At 60.3% G+C, this 22,365-nt stretch carries 20 protein-coding genes; 18 read left to right on the top strand and 2 right to left on the bottom strand.

The window, feature by feature from the left end; translation table 11 throughout:
* Positions 1-79: 79 nt before the first annotated feature.
* From mnmE to glmS, 17 genes are all read left to right on the top strand, one after another.
* Positions 80-1,450 carry a tRNA uridine-5-carboxymethylaminomethyl(34) synthesis GTPase MnmE gene (gene mnmE, locus ACLEJP_RS05595; RefSeq protein WP_440804805.1) on the top strand — a complete coding sequence of 457 codons (1,371 nt, stop codon included), beginning with the start codon at positions 80-82 and terminating at the stop codon, positions 1,448-1,450.
* A gap of 587 nt (positions 1,451-2,037) precedes the next feature.
* A complete protein-coding gene (gene mnmG, locus ACLEJP_RS05590; RefSeq protein ID WP_440804804.1) occupies positions 2,038-3,930 on the top strand; it encodes a tRNA uridine-5-carboxymethylaminomethyl(34) synthesis enzyme MnmG in 1,893 nt (630 codons plus the stop codon).
* Positions 3,927-4,577, top strand: a complete 651-nt coding sequence (rsmG, locus tag ACLEJP_RS05585; RefSeq protein ID WP_440804803.1) for a 16S rRNA (guanine(527)-N(7))-methyltransferase RsmG — start codon at positions 3,927-3,929, stop codon at positions 4,575-4,577. Before mnmG ends, rsmG begins: the two co-directional genes overlap by 4 nt.
* 18 nt (positions 4,578-4,595) lie before the next feature.
* Positions 4,596-5,387, top strand: coding sequence for a ParA family protein (locus tag ACLEJP_RS05580; protein ID WP_440804802.1), 792 nt, complete (start codon positions 4,596-4,598; stop codon positions 5,385-5,387).
* 9 nt (positions 5,388-5,396) lie between these two features.
* Positions 5,397-6,269 carry a ParB/RepB/Spo0J family partition protein gene (locus ACLEJP_RS05575; RefSeq protein WP_225779823.1) on the top strand — a complete coding sequence of 291 codons (873 nt, stop codon included), beginning with the start codon at positions 5,397-5,399 and terminating at the stop codon, positions 6,267-6,269.
* Positions 6,270-6,417: 148 nt separating this feature from the next.
* Entirely contained in the window at positions 6,418-6,825 is a 408-nt protein-coding gene (locus ACLEJP_RS05570; protein WP_008092225.1) for a F0F1 ATP synthase subunit I, read from the top strand.
* 16 nt (positions 6,826-6,841) lie between these two features.
* Positions 6,842-7,711 carry a F0F1 ATP synthase subunit A gene (gene atpB, locus ACLEJP_RS05565; RefSeq protein ID WP_225779822.1) on the top strand — a complete coding sequence of 290 codons (870 nt, stop codon included), beginning with the start codon at positions 6,842-6,844 and terminating at the stop codon, positions 7,709-7,711.
* A 144-nt stretch (positions 7,712-7,855) separates the two neighbouring features.
* A complete protein-coding gene (gene atpE / locus ACLEJP_RS05560; RefSeq protein WP_003097235.1) occupies positions 7,856-8,113 on the top strand; it encodes a F0F1 ATP synthase subunit C in 258 nt (85 codons plus the stop codon).
* A gap of 57 nt (positions 8,114-8,170) precedes the next feature.
* The gene (locus ACLEJP_RS05555; RefSeq protein ID WP_023383136.1) at positions 8,171-8,641 is read left to right on the top strand and encodes a F0F1 ATP synthase subunit B; all 471 of its coding nucleotides are present in this window, start codon (positions 8,171-8,173) and stop codon (positions 8,639-8,641) included.
* Positions 8,642-8,653: 12 nt separating this feature from the next.
* The gene (locus tag ACLEJP_RS05550; protein WP_043214190.1) at positions 8,654-9,190 is read left to right on the top strand and encodes a F0F1 ATP synthase subunit delta; all 537 of its coding nucleotides are present in this window, start codon (positions 8,654-8,656) and stop codon (positions 9,188-9,190) included.
* A 21-nt stretch (positions 9,191-9,211) separates the two neighbouring features.
* The gene (gene atpA, locus ACLEJP_RS05545; protein WP_186671700.1) at positions 9,212-10,756 is read left to right on the top strand and encodes a F0F1 ATP synthase subunit alpha; all 1,545 of its coding nucleotides are present in this window, start codon (positions 9,212-9,214) and stop codon (positions 10,754-10,756) included.
* Positions 10,757-10,804: 48 nt separating this feature from the next.
* Entirely contained in the window at positions 10,805-11,665 is an 861-nt protein-coding gene (gene atpG / locus ACLEJP_RS05540; RefSeq protein WP_186671701.1) for a F0F1 ATP synthase subunit gamma, read from the top strand.
* Between the two features lie 27 nt (positions 11,666-11,692).
* Complete coding sequence (gene atpD, locus ACLEJP_RS05535; protein ID WP_170033980.1) at positions 11,693-13,069, top strand: F0F1 ATP synthase subunit beta; 1,377 nt, start codon at positions 11,693-11,695, stop codon at positions 13,067-13,069.
* A gap of 44 nt (positions 13,070-13,113) precedes the next feature.
* Positions 13,114-13,539, top strand: a complete 426-nt coding sequence (locus tag ACLEJP_RS05530; RefSeq protein ID WP_023383131.1) for a F0F1 ATP synthase subunit epsilon — start codon at positions 13,114-13,116, stop codon at positions 13,537-13,539.
* Between the two features lie 112 nt (positions 13,540-13,651).
* Positions 13,652-15,019, top strand: a complete 1,368-nt coding sequence (glmU, locus tag ACLEJP_RS05525) for a bifunctional UDP-N-acetylglucosamine diphosphorylase/glucosamine-1-phosphate N-acetyltransferase GlmU (protein ID WP_440804801.1) — start codon at positions 13,652-13,654, stop codon at positions 15,017-15,019.
* A 197-nt stretch (positions 15,020-15,216) separates the two neighbouring features.
* Entirely contained in the window at positions 15,217-15,993 is a 777-nt protein-coding gene (locus ACLEJP_RS05520) for a DeoR/GlpR family DNA-binding transcription regulator (RefSeq protein ID WP_440804800.1), read from the top strand.
* Positions 15,994-15,996: 3 nt separating this feature from the next.
* The gene (gene glmS, locus ACLEJP_RS05515; protein WP_440804799.1) at positions 15,997-17,832 is read left to right on the top strand and encodes a glutamine--fructose-6-phosphate transaminase (isomerizing); all 1,836 of its coding nucleotides are present in this window, start codon (positions 15,997-15,999) and stop codon (positions 17,830-17,832) included.
* Positions 17,833-17,962: 130 nt separating this feature from the next.
* Here the strand turns inward: glmS and lpdA are convergent, their stop codons facing one another.
* Entirely contained in the window at positions 17,963-19,363 is a 1,401-nt protein-coding gene (gene lpdA, locus ACLEJP_RS05510; protein ID WP_440804798.1) for a dihydrolipoyl dehydrogenase, read from the bottom strand.
* A 207-nt stretch (positions 19,364-19,570) separates the two neighbouring features.
* Between lpdA and cfaB the strand changes: the two genes are divergently transcribed.
* Positions 19,571-20,755 carry a C17 cyclopropane fatty acid synthase CfaB gene (cfaB, locus tag ACLEJP_RS05505; protein ID WP_440804797.1) on the top strand — a complete coding sequence of 395 codons (1,185 nt, stop codon included), beginning with the start codon at positions 19,571-19,573 and terminating at the stop codon, positions 20,753-20,755.
* Positions 20,756-20,876: 121 nt separating this feature from the next.
* On the opposite strand, the gene cls is transcribed toward cfaB, so the two are convergent.
* A complete protein-coding gene (cls, locus tag ACLEJP_RS05500) occupies positions 20,877-22,316 on the bottom strand; it encodes a cardiolipin synthase (RefSeq protein WP_440804796.1) in 1,440 nt (479 codons plus the stop codon).
* Positions 22,317-22,365 lie beyond the last annotated feature (49 nt).

The raw sequence follows: 22,365 nt of genomic DNA, 5'->3' as shown, positions 1-22,365 counted from the left end.
TGCGCTAGCCTGTGAATAAAAAACGCCCCCTAGTGGGGCGTTTTTGCTATCTGTCGTTTTGTCGTAGAGGCTTTCGAGCATGAACATTGTGCGTGAAACCATCGCCGCCATCGCCACCGCCCAGGGCCGTGGCGGTGTCGGTATTGTCAGGTTGTCCGGGCCTCTGGCTGCCAAGGCCGGGCAGCTGATCACCGGCCGTACGCTGACCCCGCGCCATGCCCACTATGGCCCGTTCCGTGACGAGGAAGGGCTGGTGCTGGACGAAGGGATCGCGCTGTTCTTCCCCGGGCCGAATTCGTTTACCGGCGAAGATGTGCTCGAACTGCAGGGCCACGGTGGCCCGGTGGTCCTGGACATGTTGCTGCAGCGCTGTGTACAAGTTGGCTGCCGCTTGGCCCGCCCGGGCGAATTCAGCGAGCGCGCGTTCCTCAATGACAAACTCGACCTGGCCCAGGCCGAAGCCATCGCTGACCTGATCGAGGCCAGCTCAAGCCAGGCGGCACGCAATGCCCTGCGTTCATTGCAGGGGGAATTCTCCAAACGTGTGCATACCCTGACCGAAGCGTTGATCGCCCTGCGCATCTACGTCGAGGCGGCGATCGACTTCCCTGAAGAGGAAATCGACTTCCTGGCCGATGGCCACGTCCTGTCGATGCTCGATGCGGTACGTCAGGAGTTGTCCACAGTGCAGCGTGAAGCCGGGCAGGGCGCCTTGTTGCGTGACGGCATGACCGTGGTCATCGCCGGGCGACCGAATGCCGGTAAATCGAGCCTGCTGAACCAACTGGCCGGGCGGGAAGCCGCGATCGTCACTGACATCGCCGGTACTACCCGGGACATCCTGCGTGAACATATCCACATCGACGGCATGCCGCTGCATGTTGTCGATACCGCTGGTTTGCGTAATACCGACGACCATGTGGAAAAGATCGGCGTGGAACGCGCGCTCAAAGCCATTGGCGAGGCCGACCGAGTTCTGCTGGTGGTGGACTCGACGGCGCCCGAAGCCAGCGATCCTTTCGCCCTGTGGCCAGAATTTCTCGACCAGCGGCCAGACCCGGCCAAGGTCACGCTGATACGCAACAAGGCCGACCTGAGTGGTGAGCGGGTAGCGCTGGAACAATGCGATGACGGCCATGTGACGATAACCCTCAGCGCCAAAGGCGACGACGCCGGGCTGCAACTGTTGCGTGACCACCTGAAGGCCTGCATGGGCTATGAGCAGACCGCCGAGAGTGGTTTCAGCGCCCGTAGGCGCCATTTGGAGGCCCTGCGCCAGGCCAGCGAACATCTTGAGCATGGCCGTGCCCAGCTGACCCTGGCGGGTGCAGGTGAGCTGCTGGCAGAAGACCTGCGCCAGGCGCAGCAGGCCTTGGGCGAGATTACCGGGGCATTCAGCTCGGACGACTTGCTTGGGCGGATCTTCTCCAGTTTCTGCATCGGCAAGTAATCCACAGCCGGGCGAGGCCAAGGGCCGCTCCTTCGGGAGCGGCTTTTTTTTGTCTGGGAGAAGGCATGTCCGCGAAGAGAACCTCGGCAAGCCTGGCATTTCTCGGGCTGTAACGACGTTTTCGCGGGCTCGCCCGCTTGACCTTGTCCGGATCTGGTCGCTTCCCCGTCTATTTTCCCAATTTCAGCCCAAAATACCTGCTCAGGAGGTCTGTGGAAAACTTACCTTCAGCTCCGTTGATAAGCAGGCTTTTTTTCTGAGGACAACCCGCCCTGTGGGTAAACAGCCTTTTAATCCACAGGCTAAATCACGTTATCCATAGCCCTCAGGGCACTCCAGCCACAGGGTTTATTTTCGCTACACCTATTGTGAATAAAGGGCTGCAGCGGTTTATCCACAGACAAGGCTGTGCATAAGAATAAACATAAAAACAAAGCTTTTTTAAATTTTTCCTCTTTGATTTCTGTTGTCTGCCATTCATCCACAGCCTGGTCAAAATTTGCTCAGACGGTTTCTTTAACGGGGGTGAAGTCCCTATACTTGTCCGCTTACTTTCTCTATTCGCAAAAACAGGCACGAGGTGCGTGGTGGATTTCCCTTCCCGTTTTGAAGTGATCGTCATCGGCGGCGGCCATGCCGGTACCGAGGCTGCGCTTGCGTCTGCACGCATGGGGGTGAAGACCCTGCTGCTGACCCATAACGTGGAAACCCTCGGTCACATGAGCTGCAACCCCGCCATTGGCGGCATTGGCAAAAGCCATCTGGTCAAAGAGATCGATGCCCTCGGTGGCGCCATGGCGTTGGCCACCGACAAGAGCGGCATCCAGTTCCGCGTTCTGAACAACCGCAAGGGCCCGGCCGTACGCGCTACCCGTGCACAGGCCGACCGCGCCATCTACAAGGCAGTGGTGCGTGAAATCCTGGAAAACCAGCCAAACCTGTGGATATTCCAGCAGTCCTGCGACGACCTGATCGTCGAACAGGACCAGGTCAAAGGCGTGGTGACCCAGATGGGCCTGCGTTTCTTCGCCGAATCGGTGGTACTGACCACCGGTACCTTCCTCGGCGGCCTTATCCACATTGGTCTGCAGAACCATTCCGGTGGTCGCGCAGGTGATCCGCCTTCGATCGCCCTGGCCCACCGCATGCGTGAACTGCCGCTGCGCGTCGGGCGCCTGAAAACCGGTACGCCGCCACGCATCGATGGCCGTTCGGTGGACTTTTCGGTCATGACCGAACAGCCAGGCGATACGCCGATCCCGGTAATGTCGTTCATGGGCAATGCCGAGATGCATCCGCGCCAGGTGAGCTGCTGGATTACCCACACCAACGCCCGCACCCACGAAATCATTGCCTCGAACCTCGACCGTTCGCCGATGTACTCGGGTGTGATCGAAGGGGTCGGCCCGCGCTACTGCCCGTCGATCGAAGACAAGATCCACCGCTTCGCCGACAAGGAAAGCCACCAGGTGTTCATCGAGCCGGAAGGCCTGAACACCCATGAGCTGTACCCCAACGGTATTTCCACTTCGCTGCCGTTCGACGTACAGCTGGAACTGGTGCGTTCGATTCGCGGTATGGAAAACGCCCACATCGTGCGCCCGGGCTATGCCATCGAGTACGACTACTTCGACCCGCGCGACCTCAAGTACAGCCTCGAAACCAAAGTCATCGGCGGCCTGTTCTTCGCTGGCCAGATCAACGGCACCACCGGTTACGAAGAAGCCGGCGCCCAGGGCCTGCTGGCCGGTACCAACGCCGCCCTGCGGGCGCAGGGCCGTGACAGCTGGTGCCCGCGTCGCGACGAGGCCTACATCGGTGTGCTGGTGGACGACCTGATTACCCTGGGTACCCAGGAGCCGTACCGCATGTTCACGTCACGTGCCGAGTACCGCCTGATCCTGCGCGAAGACAACGCCGATCTGCGTCTGACCGAAAAGGGCCGTGAACTTGGCCTGATCGACGACCAGCGCTGGGCCGCCTTCTGCGCCAAGCGCGAAGGCATCGAGCGCGAGGAACAACGCCTGAAATCGACCTGGGTACGGCCGAACACCGAGCAAGGCCAGGCCATTGTGGATAAGTTCGGTACCCCGCTCAGCCACGAGTACAGCCTGCTCAACCTGCTGGCCCGCCCGGAAATCGACTACGCCGGCCTGATCGAGGCGACCGGCGGCGGAGCGATCGATCCACAGGTCGCCGAACAGGTCGAGATCCGCACCAAGTACGCCGGCTACATCGACCGGCAGCAGGATGAAATCGCTCGCCTGCGGGCCAGCGAAGACACCCGCCTGCCTGTGGATATCGATTACTCGAGCATTTCCGGGTTGTCCAAGGAAATCCAGGGCAAGCTGGGCCAGACCCGTCCGGAAACCCTCGGCCAGGCTTCGCGCATCCCTGGCGTCACTCCGGCGGCGATTTCCCTGTTGCTGATTCACTTGAAGAAACGCGGCGCTGGCCGCGAATTGGAGCAAAGCGCTTGAGTTCCCTGGTCACCCCGCAACACGCTGAAGAGTTGTCCACAGGTGCGCGCCAACTCGGTGTCGAGCTGAGCGCCGAGCAGCACGAAAAGCTGCTCGGCTACTTGGCCCTGTTGATCAAATGGAACAAAGCCTACAACCTGACTGCCGTGCGCGACCCCGACGAGATGGTGTCGCGTCATCTGCTGGACAGCCTCAGCGTCATGCCGTTTATCCACAGCGAACGTGACGACTGGCTGGATGTCGGCAGTGGCGGCGGCATGCCTGGCATCCCATTGGCTATCCTGCATCCGCACAAGCGGGTGACGGTGCTGGATGCCAACGGCAAGAAGACGCGCTTCCTGACCCAGGTGAAAATGGAACTCAAGCTGGACAACCTCACGGTTATCCACAGCCGGGTCGAAGCCTTCCAGCCGGCACAACCGTTCGACGGGATCATCTCCCGCGCTTTCAGCAGCATGGAAAATTTCACCAACTGGACCCGCCACCTGGGCGACACCGGGACGCAATGGCTTGCAATGAAGGGGCTGCATCCTGCCGATGAACTGGTAGCATTGCCCGCAGACTTCACAGTGGAAAGCGAGCAGGCCCTGACCGTTCCGGGTTGCCAGGGCCAGCGCCATCTGCTGATACTGCGCCGCAAGGCATGACTGGGAACACACGCAACAATGGCTAAGGTATTCGCAATCGCGAACCAGAAAGGTGGTGTGGGCAAGACCACCACCTGTATCAATCTCGCTGCCTCGCTGGTCGCAACCAAGCGTCGTGTACTGCTGATCGACCTCGATCCGCAAGGCAACGCCACCATGGGTAGCGGTGTGGACAAGCACGAGCTCGAGCACTCGGTCTACGATCTGTTGATCGGGGAATGCGACCTGGCCCAGGCCATGCATTACTCCGAACACGGTGGTTTCCAGTTGCTGCCGGCAAACCGTGACCTGACCGCCGCCGAAGTGGTGCTGCTGGAAATGCAGGTCAAGGAAAGCCGCCTGCGCAACGCCCTGGCACCTATCCGCGACAACTACGACTACATCCTCATCGACTGCCCGCCGTCGCTGTCGATGCTGACGCTCAACGCCCTGGTCGCCTCGGATGGCGTGATCATTCCGATGCAATGCGAATACTATGCGCTGGAAGGTCTCAGCGACCTTGTGGATAACATCAAGCGCATCGCTGCCCGGCTGAATCCCGAACTGAAGATCGAAGGCCTGTTGCGGACCATGTACGACCCGCGCCTGAGCCTGAACAACGATGTCTCGGCGCAGCTGAAGGAACACTTTGGCCCGCAGCTGTACGACACGGTCATTCCGCGCAATATTCGCCTGGCCGAAGCCCCCAGCTTCGGCATGCCGGCCCTGGCCTACGACAAGCAATCGCGCGGCGCGCTGGCGTATCTGGCCCTGGCCGGGGAACTGGTCCGTCGCCAACGCCGTCAATCCCGCACTGCACAAACAACTTAAGGAATCCGTATGGCCGTCAAGAAACGGGGTCTCGGACGTGGGTTGGATGCACTGCTCAGTGGTCCTTCCGTCAGCGCGCTCGAAGAGCAGGCTGTGAAGATCGACCAGAAAGAACTGCAACACCTGCCGGTCGAGCTGATCCAGCGTGGCAAGTACCAGCCGCGCCGGGACATGGACCCTGAGGCGCTGGAAGAGCTTGCGCATTCGATTCGCAACCATGGCGTGATGCAGCCGATCGTGGTGCGCCCGATTGGCGACGACCGCTACGAGATCATCGCCGGTGAGCGTCGCTGGCGTGCCACCCAGCAGGCTGGCCTGGACAAGATCCCGGCCATGGTCCGCGAAGTGCCCGACGAAGCTGCCATCGCCATGGCGCTGATCGAGAACATCCAGCGTGAAGACCTCAACCCCCTGGAAGAAGCCCTGGCACTGCAGCGCCTGCAGCAGGAATTCGAGCTCACTCAGCAACAGGTGGCCGACGCCGTGGGCAAGTCGCGGGTAACCGTGGCCAACCTGCTGCGCCTGATCACCCTGCCTGATGCGATCAAGACCATGCTCGCCCATGGCGACCTGGAGATGGGCCACGCACGTGCATTGCTCGGCTTGGAAGAACATCGTCAGGAAGAGGGGGCGCGTCATGTTGTCGCACGTGGCCTCACCGTGCGCCAAACCGAGGCACTGGTTCGCCAGTGGCTCAGCGACAAACCTGATCCGGTCGAGCCGAGCAAACCTGATCCGGATATCGCGCGCCTTGAACAGCGTCTCGCAGAGCGCCTGGGCTCGGCCGTACAGATTCGCCATGGCAACAAGGGCAAAGGCCAGCTGGTTATTCGCTACAACTCGCTTGACGAGTTGCAAGGCGTGCTTGCTCACATCCGCTGAAACAATTCCTGTTGTAGCGTGCAGTCGGAAATCACTACGAAGAGTTGAATAGGGGTTAATCCACCCCTATACTCTGCGCGCATTTTGTCGGCACAAATTATGCCAAGTCATAGCTGACTTGTTGGTCGACTTCCGAGGAGCAGTTGTGATGGAAATCCGCACGCCAAACCGCCTGCCTTTCCATCGCTGGGCGGTTTTTCCGGTACTGCTGGCTCAATTTGTCGTACTGCTGCTGGCGACCTTGGTGTTGTGGCAGTGGAAAGGGGCGGTCAGTGGATATTCAGGCCTTTGCGGAGGCTTGATTGCCTGGCTACCCAATGTGTATTTCGCCTGGAAGGCTTTTCGCTTCAGCGGAGCACGGGCGGCACAAGCCATCGTCAAGTCGTTTTACGCTGGCGAGGCAGGCAAGATGATTTTGACGGCAGTGCTTTTTGCACTGACCTTCGCAGGAGTGAAGCCATTGGCGCCGTTAGCAGTATTCGGCGTCTTCGTGCTGACCCTTTTGGTCAGCTGGTTCGCGCCCCTGCTGATGAATAAAAGACTTTCGAGACCTTAGGGCGTTTGAGGCAACCATGGCAGCAGAAACCGCTTCGGGCTATATCCAGCACCACTTGCAGAACCTGACCTACGGTCAACTACCAGACGGCAGCTGGGGCTTCGCCCATTCGGCTGCAGAAGCCAAGGCAATGGGCTTCTGGGCGTTCCACCTGGACACCCTGGGTTGGTCCGTCGCGCTGGGTCTGATCTTCCTGTTCATCTTCCGCATGGCGGCCAGGAAGGCGACTTCCGGCCAACCTGGCGGCCTGCAGAACTTCGTTGAAGTGCTGGTGGACTTCGTCAACGGCAGCGTGAAGGACTCCTTCCACGGCCGTAGCCCGGTAATCGCCCCGCTGGCGCTGACCATTTTCGTCTGGGTGTTCCTGATGAACGCTATCGACCTGGTACCGGTCGACTGGATTCCTCAGCTGGCCATCCTGATCTCCGGTGACCCGCACATTCCGTTCCGCGCCGTGTCGACCACCGACCCGAACGCAACCCTGGCCATGGCCTTCTGCGTGTTCGCCCTGATCATCTTCTACAGCATCAAGGTCAAGGGCCTGGGTGGCTTCATCGGTGAGCTGACCCTGCACCCGTTCGGCAGCAAGAACATCTTCGTGCAGATCCTGCTGATTCCGGTCAACTTCCTGCTGGAATTCGTCACCCTGATCGCCAAGCCGATCTCGCTGGCACTGCGTCTGTTCGGCAACATGTACGCCGGCGAACTGGTGTTCATCCTGATCGCCGTGATGTTCGGCGCCGGCATCCTGTGGCTCAGCGGCCTGGGTGTGGTGCTGCAGTGGGCGTGGGCTGTGTTCCACATCCTGATCATCACCCTGCAAGCCTTCATCTTCATGATGCTTACCATCGTCTACCTGTCGATGGCTCACGAAGATAACCATTAAGACCGCCTGGCGTGTCTGATAGCCTTCCCCGCTCGTTTGGGGGGAGGGCTTAAAAAGTCCGCAAGGGCATGCTGTACCAAACGATTTGTTTTACCGCTTCAAACTAAAAACCTAACCAATACGACGTAAAAGTCGGGAGGAAAGATGGAAACTGTAGTTGGTCTGACCGCTATCGCTGTTGCTCTGCTGATCGGCCTGGGTGCTCTGGGTACCGCCATTGGTTTCGGCCTGCTGGGCGGCAAGTTCCTGGAAGGCGCTGCTCGTCAGCCTGAGATGGTTCCGATGCTGCAGGTCAAAATGTTCATCGTTGCCGGTCTGCTCGACGCCGTAACCATGATCGGTGTTGGTATCGCCCTGTTCTTCACCTTCGCGAACCCCTTCGTTGGTCAGATCGCCGGCTAATCACTCGTTTCCACGAGTTGATTGGTGTGATGGACAAAGACCGAGCGAGGTGTTGGCGTGAACATTAATGCAACCCTGATTGGCCAATCCGTTGCTTTTCTGATTTTTGTACTCTTCTGCATGAAGTATGTATGGCCTCCGGTCATCACTGCCCTGCAAGAGCGCCAAAAGAAGATTGCCGACGGCTTGGACGCTGCCAACCGCGCAGCTCGCGACCTGGAGCTGGCCCAAGAGAAAGCGGGTCAGCAACTGCGTGAAGCAAAGGCACAGGCAGCCGAAATCATTGAGCAAAGCAAGAAACGCGCTGCTCAGCTTGTCGAGGAAGCCCGTGAACAGGCTCGCGTCGAAGCTGACCGTGTGAAGGCTCAGGCTCAAGCCGAGATCGAACAGGAACTGAACAGCGTCAAAGACGCCCTGCGTGCCCAAGTGGGTGCCCTGGCTGTTGGCGGTGCTGAAAAGATCCTTGGCGCCACAATCGATCAAAACGCGCATGCGGAGCTGGTTAACAAACTGGCCGCTGAAATTTAAGCGAGGGCGATCATGGCAGAACTGACCACGTTGGCCCGACCTTACGCTAAGGCTGCCTTTGAGCATGCCCAGGCCCATCAGCAACTGGCCAATTGGTCAGCCATGCTCGGCCTGGCTGCTGCGGTGTCGGAAGACGACACCATGCAGCGCCTGCTCAAGGCCCCGCGACTGACAAGCGCAGAAAAGGCCGCCGCATTCATTGAAGTGTGCGGTGACAAGTTCGATGCACAGGCACAGAATTTCATTCATGTTGCCGCGGAAAACGACCGTCTCCTGCTTCTGCCGGAGATTGCCGCCCTGTTCGACCTGTACAAGGCCGAGCAAGAGAAATCCGTGGACGTGGAAGTCACCAGTGCTTTTGCGTTGAACCAAGAACAGCAAGACAAACTCGCCAAGGTTCTCAGTGCACGGCTCAGCCGGGAAGTGCGCCTGCACGCGTCGGAGGATGCCAGCCTGATCGGCGGCGTCGTCATCCGCGCCGGCGACCTGGTAATCGATGGCTCGGTTCGCGGCAAGATCGCGAAACTGGCCGAAGCATTGAAATCTTGAGTTTGAAGGGGCAGCAGAGCAATGCAGCAACTCAATCCTTCCGAAATTAGTGAAATCATCAAGGGTCGCATCGAGAAGCTCGATGTCGGCTCCCAAGCCCGTAACGAAGGTACCGTCGTAAGCGTTTCCGACGGTATCGTACGGATCCACGGTCTGGCCGACGCTATGTACGGCGAAATGATCGAGTTCCCGGGCGGCGTATACGGTATGGCACTGAACCTGGAGCAAGACTCCGTTGGTGCGGTGGTACTGGGTGCGTACACCTCCCTCGCCGAGGGCATGAGCGCCAAGTGCACCGGTCGCATCCTGGAAGTTCCGGTCGGCAAAGGCCTGCTGGGCCGCGTCGTCGACGCTCTGGGTAACCCGATCGATGGCAAAGGTCCTCTGGCCACCACCGAAACCGACGCGGTCGAAAAGGTCGCACCGGGCGTGATCTGGCGTAAGTCGGTAGACCAGCCTGTACAGACTGGCTACAAGTCGGTTGACGCCATGATCCCGGTTGGCCGTGGCCAGCGCGAGCTGATCATCGGTGACCGTCAGATCGGTAAGACTGCCATGGCGGTCGACGCGATCATCAACCAGAAAAACAGCGGCATCTTCTGCGTATACGTGGCCGTAGGCCAGAAGCAGTCGACCATCGCCAACGTTGTGCGCAAGCTGGAAGAAGCCGGCGCCCTGGCCAACACCATCGTTGTTGCCGCCAGCGCCTCGGAATCGGCCGCGCTGCAGTTCCTGGCGCCTTACGCCGGCTGCACCATGGGCGAATACTTCCGTGACCGCGGTGAAGACGCCCTGATCGTTTACGATGACCTGTCCAAGCAGGCCGTTGCCTACCGTCAGATCTCCCTGCTGCTGCGCCGTCCGCCAGGACGTGAAGCGTACCCAGGTGACGTGTTCTATCTCCACTCCCGTCTGCTGGAGCGTGCATCGCGCGTTTCGGAAGAATACGTCGAGAAGTTCACCAACGGTGCAGTCACTGGCAAGACCGGTTCCCTGACCGCCCTGCCGATCATCGAAACCCAGGCTGGCGACGTTTCCGCGTTCGTTCCGACCAACGTGATTTCCATCACCGACGGTCAGATCTTCCTGGAATCGGCCATGTTCAACTCGGGCATCCGCCCTGCAGTTAACGCCGGTGTTTCGGTATCCCGCGTAGGTGGTGCCGCTCAGACCAAGATCATCAAGAAGCTGTCCGGTGGTATCCGTACCGCTCTGGCTCAGTACCGTGAACTGGCTGCATTCGCCCAGTTCGCTTCCGATCTGGACGAAGCGACCCGCAAGCAGCTGGAGCATGGTCAGCGCGTTACCGAGCTGATGAAGCAGAAGCAGTACGCGCCAATGTCCATCGCGGACATGGCCCTGTCGCTGTACGCCGCTGAGCGTGGCTTCCTGACCGACGTAGAAGTTTCCAAGGTCGGCAGCTTCGAGCAAGCTCTGATCGCCTACTTCAACCGTGATCACGCCGAACTGATGGCCAAGATCAACGTGAAGGGTGACTTCAACGACGAAATCGACGCTGGCATGAAAGCTGGCATCGAGAAGTTCAAGGCCACCCAGACCTGGTAAGCCGCAGCGGGGGCCCTGGCCCCCGCTTGCTAACCTGATAGGTGATACATGGCAGGCGCAAAAGAGATTCGCAGTAAGATTGCGAGCATCAAAAGCACGCAAAAAATTACCAGCGCCATGGAAAAAGTGGCGGTCAGCAAAATGCGCAAGGCACAACTGCGCATGGCTGCTAGCCGTCCCTACGCGGAGCGTATCCGCCAGGTGATCGGTCATCTGGCCAACGCCAACCCGGAATACCGCCACCCGTTCATGATCGAGCGCCCTGTAAAGCGCGCCGGTTATATCGTGGTGAGCAGTGACCGTGGTCTGTGCGGTGGCTTGAACACCAACCTGTTCAAGGCCCTGGTCAAGGACATGAACGAAAACCGCGAACAGGGCGTGGAAATCGACCTGTGCGTGATCGGCAGCAAGGGTGCGGCATTCTTCCGCAACTTTGGCGGCAACGTCGTAGCCGCGATTAGCCATTTGGGCGAAGAGCCATCGATCAACGATCTGATCGGCTCCGTCAAAGTGATGCTGGACGCCTACCTGGACGGCCGCATCGATCGCCTCTCGGTGGTTTCGAACAAGTTCATCAACACCATGACCCAAAAACCGACGGTCGAGCAATTGGTACCGTTGGTGGCAACCCCGGATCAGGATCTCAAGCATCACTGGGACTACCTGTACGAACCCGACGCAAAAGAGCTGCTGGACGGCTTGATGGTGCGTTACGTGGAGTCGCAGGTGTACCAGGCGGTGGTCGAGAACAACGCTGCTGAACAAGCGGCCCGGATGATCGCCATGAAGAACGCCACAGACAACGCCGGTGATTTGATCAGCGAACTCCAGCTGATCTACAACAAGGCGCGTCAGGCTGCGATCACCCAGGAGATCTCGGAAATCGTCGGCGGCGCTGCCGCGGTTTAACGGTTCAAATATTCAGAGGATCCAGCTATGAGTAGCGGACGTATCGTTCAAATCATCGGCGCCGTCATCGACGTGGAATTCCCACGTGACGTCGTGCCGAGTGTTTACAACGCGCTGAAAGTACAAGGCGCGGACACCACCCTGGAAGTTCAGCAGCAGCTGGGCGACGGCGTGGTTCGTACCATTGCGATGGGCTCGACCGAAGGCCTGAAGCGCGGTCTGGATGTCGTCGACACCGGCGCTGCCATCTCCGTTCCTGTTGGTAAGGCCACCCTGGGCCGTATCATGGACGTTCTGGGCAACCCGATCGACGAAGCCGGCCCGATCGGCGAAGAAGAGCGTCGTGGTATCCACCAGAAGGCACCTTCCTTCGCTGACCAGGCAGGCGGCAACGACCTGCTGGAAACCGGCATCAAGGTTATCGACCTGGTTTGCCCGTTCGCCAAGGGTGGTAAGGTTGGTCTGTTCGGTGGTGCCGGTGTTGGCAAGACCGTTAACATGATGGAACTGATCCGTAACATCGCCATCGAGCACAGCGGTTATTCCGTGTTCGCCGGTGTGGGTGAGCGTACTCGTGAGGGTAACGACTTCTACCACGAGATGAAGGACTCCAACGTTCTCGACAAAGTAGCACTGGTCTACGGTCAGATGAACGAGCCACCAGGAAACCGTCTGCGCGTAGCGCTGACCGGCCTGACCATGGCTGAGAAGTTCCGTGACGAAGGTAACGACGTTCTGCTGTTCGTCGACAACATCTACCGTTACACCCTGGCCGGTACCGAAGTATCCGCACTGCTGGGCCGTATGCCTTCCGCAGTAGGTTACCAGCCGACCCTGGCCGAAGAGATGGGCGTTCTGCAAGAGCGTATCACTTCGACCAAAGAAGGTTCGATCACCTCGATCCAGGCCGTATACGTACCTGCGGACGACCTGACCGACCCGTCGCCAGCCACCACCTTCGCCCACCTCGACGCCACCGTCGTTCTGTCCCGTGACATTGCTTCCCTGGGTATCTACCCGGCGGTTGACCCACTGGACTCGACTTCGCGCCAGCTGGACCCGAACGTGATCGGCAACGAGCACTACGAAACTGCCCGCCAGGTTCAGTATGTTCTGCAGCGCTACAAAGAGCTGAAGGACATCATCGCGATCCTGGGTATGGACGAACTGTCCGAAGCCGACAAGCAACTGGTAGCCCGCGCTCGTAAGATCCAGCGCTTCCTGTCGCAGCCGTTCTTCGTGGCCGAAGTCTTCACCGGTTCGCCAGGCAAGTACGTTTCCCTGAAAGACACCATCGCTGGCTTCAGCGGCATCCTCAAAGGTGACTACGACCACCTGCCAGAACAAGCGTTCTACATGGTCGGCAGCATCGACGAAGCGATCGAGAAAGCCAAGAAACTGTAATCCCGGCGCCCCGAAAGGGGCGCTAATCAGGTTGAGGCAAGCAGATGGCTATGACAGTCCATTGCGATATCGTCAGCGCGGAAGGAGAAATCTTCTCCGGTCTGGTCGAGATGGTGGTTGCGCACGGCAACCTGGGCGATCTGGGTATCGCTCCAGGCCACGCGCCGCTGATCACCAATCTGAAGCCAGGTCCGATCACGCTGACCAAGCAGGGCGGCGAGCGCGAGGTGTTCTACATCTCCGGTGGCTTCCTGGAAGTGCAGCCGAACATGGTCAAGGTACTCGCCGATACCGTGCAACGTGCAGCCGACCTGGACGAAGCCTCCGCTCAGGATGCCGTCAAGGCAGCTGAGAAGGCCCTGCATGAGAAAGGCGCGGATTTCGACTACAGTGCCGCATCCGCACGTCTGGCCGAGGCCGCAGCCCAGCTGCGTACCGTCCAGCAGATCCGCAAGAAGTTCGGCGGTTAATTCCGCAGGCTTCATGTAGATTGAGAACAAGGGTAGCCATCGGCTACCCTTTTTCTTTTTGTAAACCATAGAACCGGTCATTCCACTGACCGCCCAGGATTGGTAGCCAGTAATGTCACTCGATATCGTTATTCTCGCTGCCGGCCAAGGCACCCGCATGCGCTCGGCGCTGCCCAAGGTGCTGCACCCGGTCGCCGGCAACTCCATGCTCGGCCATGTTATCCACAGCGCGCGCCAGCTTCAGCCGCAAGGTATCCACGTGGTCATTGGCCATGGAGCCGAGCTGGTACGCGAGCGCCTGGCCGCTGACGACCTGAACTTCGTCATGCAGGACAAGCAGCTGGGCACCGGCCACGCGGTGGCCCAGGCATTGCCGGCCCTGACTGCCGACACCGTGCTGGTGCTATATGGCGACGTGCCTCTGATCGAGGTGGAAACCCTGCAGCGCCTGCTGGCCAAGGCCAATCCCCAGCAGCTGGGCCTGCTCACGGTAACCCTCGATGACCCGACCGGTTATGGCCGTATTGTGCGGGACGAGCAGGGCAAGGTGACCGCTATCGTTGAGCACAAGGACGCCAACGATGCGCAGAAAGCGATCAAGGAAGGCAACACCGGCATTCTGGCCCTGCCGGCCGCCCGGCTGGCGGACTGGATGGGGCGTCTGTCGAACAACAATGCCCAGGGCGAGTACTACCTGACCGATGTCATCGCCATGGCAGTGGCCGATGGCCTGGTGGTGGCTACCGAACAGCCGCACGACCCGATGGAAGTGCAAGGCGCCAATGACCGTCGCCAGCTGTCCGAGCTGGAACGTCACTACCAGTTGCGCGAAGGCCGTCGCTTGATGGCCCAGGGGGTGACCCTGCGCGACCCGGCACGCTTCGATGTCCGTGGTGAAGTGACCGTCGGTCGCGACGTGCTGATCGATATCAACGTGGTTCTCGAAGGCAAGGTCGTCATCGAGGATGACGTACAGATCGGCCCGAACTGCGTGATCAAGAATACGACCCTGCGCAAAGGCGCGGTGGTCAAGGCCAACAGCCACCTTGAAGGCGCCGTGATGGGTGAGGGCAGCGATGCCGGCCCGTTCGCCCGCCTGCGCCCGGGCAGCGTGCTGGATGCCAAGGCTCATGTGGGTAACTTCGTCGAACTGAAAAACGCCCATCTGGGCGAAGGGGCCAAGGCCGGACACCTGACCTACCTGGGCGATGCCGAAATCGGCGCGCGTACCAACATTGGTGCCGGCACGATCACCTGCAACTACGATGGCGCCAACAAGTTCAAGACCGTTATGGGCGAAGACGTCTTCATCGGCTCGAACAACTCGCTGGTCGCGCCGGTGGATATCCAGGCAGGCGCTACCACTGCAGCCGGTTCGACCATCACCCAGACCGTTGAGGCTGGCGACCTGGCGGTGGCCCGGGCGCGCCAACGCAACATCGCGGGCTGGAAGCGACCAGAGAAGATCAAGAAAAGCTGAGTTATACACAGCAGTTTCGATCGAAAGCCGACTTATGTGTATAAGTCGGCTTTTTTTTCAAGCGATACACCTTCGCTAGCGTTTATCGCGGCACCCGCGTGCCCCGTTTATCCCTGAGCTTTATCCACAGCTTGACGAATCGTTCGTCTTAGGTTTTGATTGCCATCGTTATCTTTCGAATCGAAACTTAAGCGCGCATGTCGAAACGAAATACTCCACAGCGGCGGCACAATATCCTGGCGTTGCTCAGTGAGCAGGGCGAGGTGAGTGTGGACGCGTTGGCCAAGCGTTTCGCCACCTCGGAAGTTACCATCCGCAAGGACCTCGCCGCCCTCGAGGCCAACGGTCTGCTGCTGCGCCGCTACGGTGGCGCAGTTCCGGTGCCGCAAGAGCTGCTCGGTGAACCTGCCCAGCCTGTGTCTTCCTATAAAAAGGCAATTGCACGTGCCGCCGTCGCGCGCATTCGCGAACATGCGCGGATCATCATCGACAGCGGCAGCACCACCGCAGCCATGATCCCCGAACTGGGGCGCCAGCCTGGCCTGGTAGTGATGACCAATTCGCTGAACGTCGCACGTGCCATCTGCGACCTCGAACACGAACCGGTGCTGCTGATGACGGGCGGAACCTGGGATCCCCATTCCGAATCGTTCCAGGGCCAGGTGGCCGAGCAGGTGTTGCGTTCCTACGATTTCGACCAGCTGTTCATCGGTGCCGACGGCATCGATCTCGGCCGCGGTACGACCACGTTCAACGAGTTGCTCGGGCTGAGCCGGGTCATGGCCGAAGTTGCCCGTGAAGTGATCGTGATGGTCGAGTCGGACAAGGTCGGGCGCAAGATCCCCAACCTCGAGCTGCCCTGGGGCAGCGTGCACACCCTTATTACTGACGAACGCCTGCCCGCAGCGGCACGCGAACAAATTCAAGCCCGCGGCATCAACCTGATCTGCGCCGCGATCAGCCAGGAGCAATAAACCATGTGTGGAATCGTTGGTGCCGTCGCCGAACGCAACATCACAGCCATCCTGATCGAAGGCCTCAAGCGTCTTGAGTACCGCGGGTACGACAGCGCCGGTCTGGCCGTCCTCACTTCGAGTGGTGCACTGCAGCGCCGCCGCCGTATCGGCAAGGTCAGCGAACTGGAGGCTGCGGTTGCCGCCGAGCCGCTGTCTGGCCAACTGGGCATCGCGCACACCCGCTGGGCTACCCACGGTGCGCCGACCGAGGGCAATGCCCACCCGCACTTCTCGAACAATGAAGTGGCCGTGGTGCACAACGGCATCATCGAGAACCATGAAGAACTGCGCGAAAAGCTGAAGGGCCTTGGCTACGTCTTCACTTCGCAGACCGATACCGAAGTTATCGTCCACCTGATCCACCATACCCTGAAGACCACCCCGGACCTGACCGACGCGCTGAAGGCCGCTGTGAAGCGCCTGCATGGTGCCTATGGCCTGGCGCTGATCAGTGCCAGCCAGCCTGACCGCCTGGTAGCAGCCCGTAGCGGCAGTCCGCTGGTCATCGGCCTGGGCCTGGGTGAAAACTTCCTGGCCTCCGACCAACTGGCCCTGCGCCAGGTCACCGACCGCTTCATGTACCTGGAAGAGGGCGACATCGCCGAGATCCGCCGTGACCAGGTTTCCATCTGGGACCAGGAAGGCCGCAAGGTTCAGCGCGAAACCGTGCAGTACCACGAAGGCGCCGAAGCCGCCGACAAGGGGACCTACCGTCACTTCATGCTCAAGGAAATCCACGAGCAGCCAAGCGTGGTGCAGCGTACCCTGGAAGGCCGCCTGGGCAAGGACAGCGTGATGGTGCAGGCCTTCGGCCCACAAGCTGCCGACCTGTTCGCCAAGGTGCGCAACGTGCAGATCGTTGCCTGCGGCACCAGCTATCACGCTGGCATGGTCGCCCGTTACTGGCTGGAAAGCCTGGCCGGCATCCCGTGCCAGGTCGAAGTGGCCAGCGAGTTCCGCTACCGCAAGGTAGTGGTGCAGCCAGACACGCTGTTCGTCTCCATCTCGCAATCCGGTGAAACCGCCGATACCCTGGCCGCGCTGCGTAACGCCAAGGAGCTGGGCTTCCTCGGCAGCCTGGCAATCTGCAACGTGGGCATCAGCTCGCTGGTACGTGAGTCGGACCTGACCCTGCTGACCCTGGCCGGCCCGGAAATCGGCGTGGCGTCGACCAAGGCCTTCACCACCCAGCTGGTCTCGCTGATGCTGCTGACCCTGGCCCTGGGCCAGGTGCGCGGTACCCTGGAAGCCGGCGTCGAAGCCGGGCTGGTAGAGGAGCTGCGCCGCCTGCCGGCCCGCCTGGGTGAAGCCTTGGCCATGGATGCAACCGTCGAGAAAATCGCCGAACTGTTCGCCGACAAGCACCACACCTTGTTCCTCGGCCGCGGTGCGCAGTACCCGGTAGCCATGGAAGGTGCGCTCAAGCTCAAGGAAATCTCCTACATCCACGCTGAAGCCTACCCGGCTGGCGAGCTGAAGCACGGCCCACTGGCGCTGGTGGATAATGACATGCCCGTGGTCACCGTGGCGCCGAACAATGAACTGCTGGAAAAGCTGAAATCCAACCTGCAGGAAGTGCGTGCGCGTGGTGGTGAGCTGGTGGTGTTCGCTGACGAACAGGCTGGCATGACCAACGGCGAAGGTACCCACGTGATCAAGGTGCCGCACATTGCGGACGCCCTGGCACCGATTCTTTACACCATTCCGCTGCAGCTGCTGTCTTACTATGTGGCCGTGCTCAAGGGCACCGACGTGGATCAGCCGCGGAACCTGGCGAAGTCGGTTACGGTCGAGTAAGGCGCAAGCCGGGGCGAGCAACGCTCTGGTTGCCCCGGTCACCCCAAGCCACAACGCCGTTCAGGCCAACCACGGCCATAGCGGCCTTGTGTCGCGAAAGGGCTGCAATGCAGCCCTTCGCAGTCCCGCCTCAGATCTGCATGGCCATGCCATCCACATTCATCGCTGCCTGGCGCAAGGCCTCGGAGCGGGTCGGGTGGGGGTGGCAGGTGAGGGCGATGTCCTCTGCCGAGGCCGAGAACTCCATGGCCACGCAGAACTCACCAATCATCTCGCTGACACTCGGGCCCACCAGGTGCACACCCAGTACTTCATCGGTCTGGGCATCAGCGATGACCTTGGCGAAACCTTCGGTCTCATGGTTGATCTTGGCACGGCTGTTCGCCGTGAAGGGGAACTTGCCGACCTTGTAGGCACGGCCTTCGGCCTTGAGTTGCTCTTCGGTCTTGCCCACGCTGGCCAGCTCCGGGCGCGTGTAGATCACACCTGGGATGAGGTTGTAGTTGACCTCGTGGGGCTTGCCGGCGATGCGTTCGATGCAGGCCACCGCTTCGTCTTCGGCCTTGTGCGCCAGCATCGGGCCAGAAGTGACGTCGCCAATCACCCAGATGCCCGGCACAGACGTGCGGTGGTGGTCGTTGCCGAGCATGCCGCGCTTGTCGGTCGCCAGGCCCACGCTTTCCAGGTTCAGCCCTTGGGTATAAGGACGGCGGCCGATGGCGACCAGTACGTAGTCGGCCTGCAGCGTTTCTGCGTTGCCGCCGGCGGCGGGCTCCAGGGTCAGGCTGACGCCTTCGGCGCTGGCGTTGGCCTGGGTCACCTTGCTGCCCAGCTTGAACACCATGCCTTGCTTGGCCAGTGCCTTCTGCAGGGTCTTGGCGGTTTCTTCGTCGGTGCCCGGGCAGATGCGGTCGAGGTATTCGATGACCGTGACCTGGCTGCCCAGGCGTCGCCATACCGAGCCCAGCTCGAGGCCGATGACGCCGGCACCGATGACGACCAGGTGCTTGGGTACCTGTGGTAGCGACAGCGCGCCGGTCGAGTCGATGATGCGCTGGTTGTCGATGGTCACGCCTGGCAGCGGGGTCGGCTCGGAGCCAGTGGCAATGACGATGTCCTTGGCCTGTAATGCAGTTTCGCTGCCGTCTTCGGCCTTGACCACGACCTTGCCAACGCCATCCAGGCGACCCCAGCCCTTGATCCAGTCGACCTTGTTCTTGCGGAACAGGTACTCGATGCCCTTGGTCAGGCCGGTCACGCTCTCGTCCTTCTGTTTCATCATCTGGGCGAGGTTGAGATTAGGTTTCACCTCGATACCGAGGTGAGCAAATTCGCCACCACTGGCGGCTTCGTAGAGCTCAGACGCATGCAGCAGTGCCTTGGAAGGCATGCAGCCCACGTTAAGGCAGGTGCCGCCGAGGGTCGAGCGGCCTTCCACGCAGGCAACGCTCAGGCCCAGCTGGCCGGCACGGATGGCTGCGTTGTAGCCGCCAGGGCCACCGCCAATGATCACCACGTCATAGGATTTCATGGGTTCAACTCCAGGATGAAGAAGCGCGAGAGGGGCACAAGGTTAAGCTGAGATGCAATAATTGTATACAATCTGCAGGCTGGGTAAGATCAGTTGGTTCTAGACCATGGTCGCGTGTAAAGGAAACATCCCACGAATGAACTACTCTGTTCCGGCGACGCTCGAAATTTCAGGCGTCGTGGCCAAATACGGACAGGAGGGTCGTTCATGCTTGCGCAACTTCCACCGGCACTGCAGAGCCTGCATCTGCCGCTGCGGCTGAAACTGTGGGACGGTAACCAGTTCGATCTGGGGCCCAGCCCGCAGGTCACCATTCTGGTCAAGGAGCCACAGCTGATCAGCCAGTTGAGCCACCCAAGCATGGACCAGCTGGGCACGGCATTCGTCGAGGGCAAGCTGGAGCTGGAAGGGGATATCGGTGAAGCCATACGCGTGTGCGATGAGCTGAGCGAAGCGTTGCTGACCGAGGCGGACGAGGCGCCGCCGCAACGGCAAGCCCACGACAAGAGCACTGACGCCGAAGCCATTTCCTACCACTATGACGTTTCCAACGCGTTCTACCAGTTGTGGCTGGATCAGGACATGGCCTATTCGTGCGCCTACTTCCGCGAGCCGGACAACACGCTCGATCAGGCGCAGCAGGACAAGTTCGATCACTTGTGTCGCAAGCTGCGCCTGGACGCCGGTGACTATCTGCTCGACGTGGGCTGTGGCTGGGGTGGGCTGGCGCGTTTCGCTGCCCGTGAATATGGCGCCAAGGTGTTCGGCATCACCTTGAGCAAGGAGCAACTGAAGCTCGGCCAGGAGCGTGTCAAGGCAGAGGGCCTCGACGGCAAGGTCGAACTGAAGATTCTCGACTACCGTGACCTGCCGCAGGACGGCCGCTTCGACAAGGTGGTCAGCGTTGGCATGTTCGAGCATGTTGGCCACGCCAACCTGGCGCTGTATTGCCAGAAGCTGTTCGGTGCCGTGAGGGAAGGGGGCCTGGTGATGAACCACGGCATCACCGCCAAGCACGTCGATGGCCGTCCGGTCGGGCGCGGCGCTGGCGAATTCATCGACCGCTACGTGTTCCCTCATGGAGAACTGCCACACCTGTCGATGATCAGTGCCAGCATCTGTGAAGCGGGGTTGGAAGTGGTAGACGTGGAAAGCTTGCGTCTGCACTACGCCAAGACCTTGCACCACTGGAGCGAGAACCTGGAAAACCAGTTGCACAAGGCAGCGGACCTGGTGCCTGAGAAGACCTTGCGCATCTGGCGCTTGTACCTGGCCGGGTGTGCCTACGCCTTTGAAAAGGGCTGGATCAACCTGCACCAGATTCTGGCAGTGAAGCCATACGCCGATGGGCATCACGACCTGCCGTGGACGCGTGAAGACCTTTATCGCTGACTTTACCTATTCACTGTGGGGCGGGTTTACCCGTGAATGCGCCAGCGATGGTACCGGCGCAATGATGGGTAAACCCGTTCCCCCAAGCCCCGCGACGCGCAGCGGAAACTGCGCCCACTCCTTACAGAATCGGCGAAATCAGCCGTGCAATCCGCATCCCCAGTTGCTGTAGCCGATGAGTGTCACGGCTGTCCTCTGCAGTGATTTCCCGAGCCTGTTCAAAGTCATTGATCAACATGTTCTCCACCTGGTCGGCGAAGCTGCGGTCTACCGTCAACAGCGTGATTTCGAAGTTCAGGCGGAACGAGCGGTTGTCCAGGTTGGCACTGCCGATTGCGCTGATCTCGTCATCCACCAGCACCACCTTCTGGTGCAGGAAGCCGGGTTGGTAGCGGAACATGCGCACCCCCGCACGCACCGCTTCGAAGGCAAACAGGCTGGAGGCGGCATAGACGATGCGGTGATCGGGGCGTGACGGTATCAACACGCGTACATCGACCCCACGCAGTACCGCCAGGCGCAACGCGGCGAATACCGCTTCGTCGGGGATAAAGTACGGGCTGGTGATCCACACTCGCCGGGTGGCTGAATGAATCGCTTCGATGAAGAACAGCGAGCAGGTTTCCTGTGGGTCGGCCGGACCGCTTGCCAAGGCTTGGCAGAGCACGCCGTCGTCCGGGTAGGCGTCCGGCAGGATCAGTGGAGGCAGCTGGCGCGTGGCCCAATACCAGTCCTCGGCGAACGACTCTTGCAGGCATGCCAGCACCGGCCCGGTGATCTGTACATGGGTATCGCGCCAGGGCGAGAGCTGCGGGTGCGCGCCCAGGTATTCGTCGCCCACGTTATGGCCGCCGACGAAACCGAGCAGGCCATCCACCACCACGATCTTGCGGTGGTTGCGAAAGTTCACCTGGAAGCGATTGAACCAGCCTCGGCGAGTGGCGAAGGCGTGGATCTGTACGCCGCCTTCGCGCAGGACCTGACTGTAGCTGGCCGGCAGGGCGTGGCTGCCGACCCGGTCGTACAGGACGAATATCTGCACGCCTTCGGCAGCCTTGCGCAGCAGCAATTGTTGCAGCGCCTTACCAAGGCTGTCGTCATGAATGATGAAGAACTGGACCAGCACCACGTCGTGGGCGTTGTCGATGGCGGCGAATATGGCATCGAACGTCGCTTTCCCATCAATTAGCAGCTGCACCTGGTTGTTGGCCAGGCAGGGCATGCGGCCAAGCTTGGGCATGGCACGCAAGGCTGCGTAGCTTTCCGACTCGCGGGCGGTGAGGGCCTCTTCTACCCATGGCCGCCAGTTGAGGTTTGCCATGGCAACGTGCATTTCCTGGTTGGCCTGCCGCCTGGCCTTGATGTAGGCATAGAACGAGCGCGCACCGAAAACCAGGTAGGGAATCAAGGTGAGGTAGGGAATGAAGAACAATGGCATGGCCCAGGCAATTGCACCTTGGGCAGTGCGCACGGTGAACAGTGCATGCAGTGCGGCGACGATACCCAGCAGGTGGATCAGGCCGAGTAGATAACCGAAGAAGTAGGGGCTGTGGTAATCCATATGCATCCTGCTTGCCGAGTACACTTGTGTAACAGAACACGTTCCCGCT

Source organism: Pseudomonas sp. SMV7 (assembly GCF_052041995.1).
Taxonomy (GTDB): Bacteria; Pseudomonadota; Gammaproteobacteria; order Pseudomonadales; family Pseudomonadaceae; genus Aquipseudomonas.
This window is presented reverse-complemented; position numbering and strand designations above follow the sequence as displayed.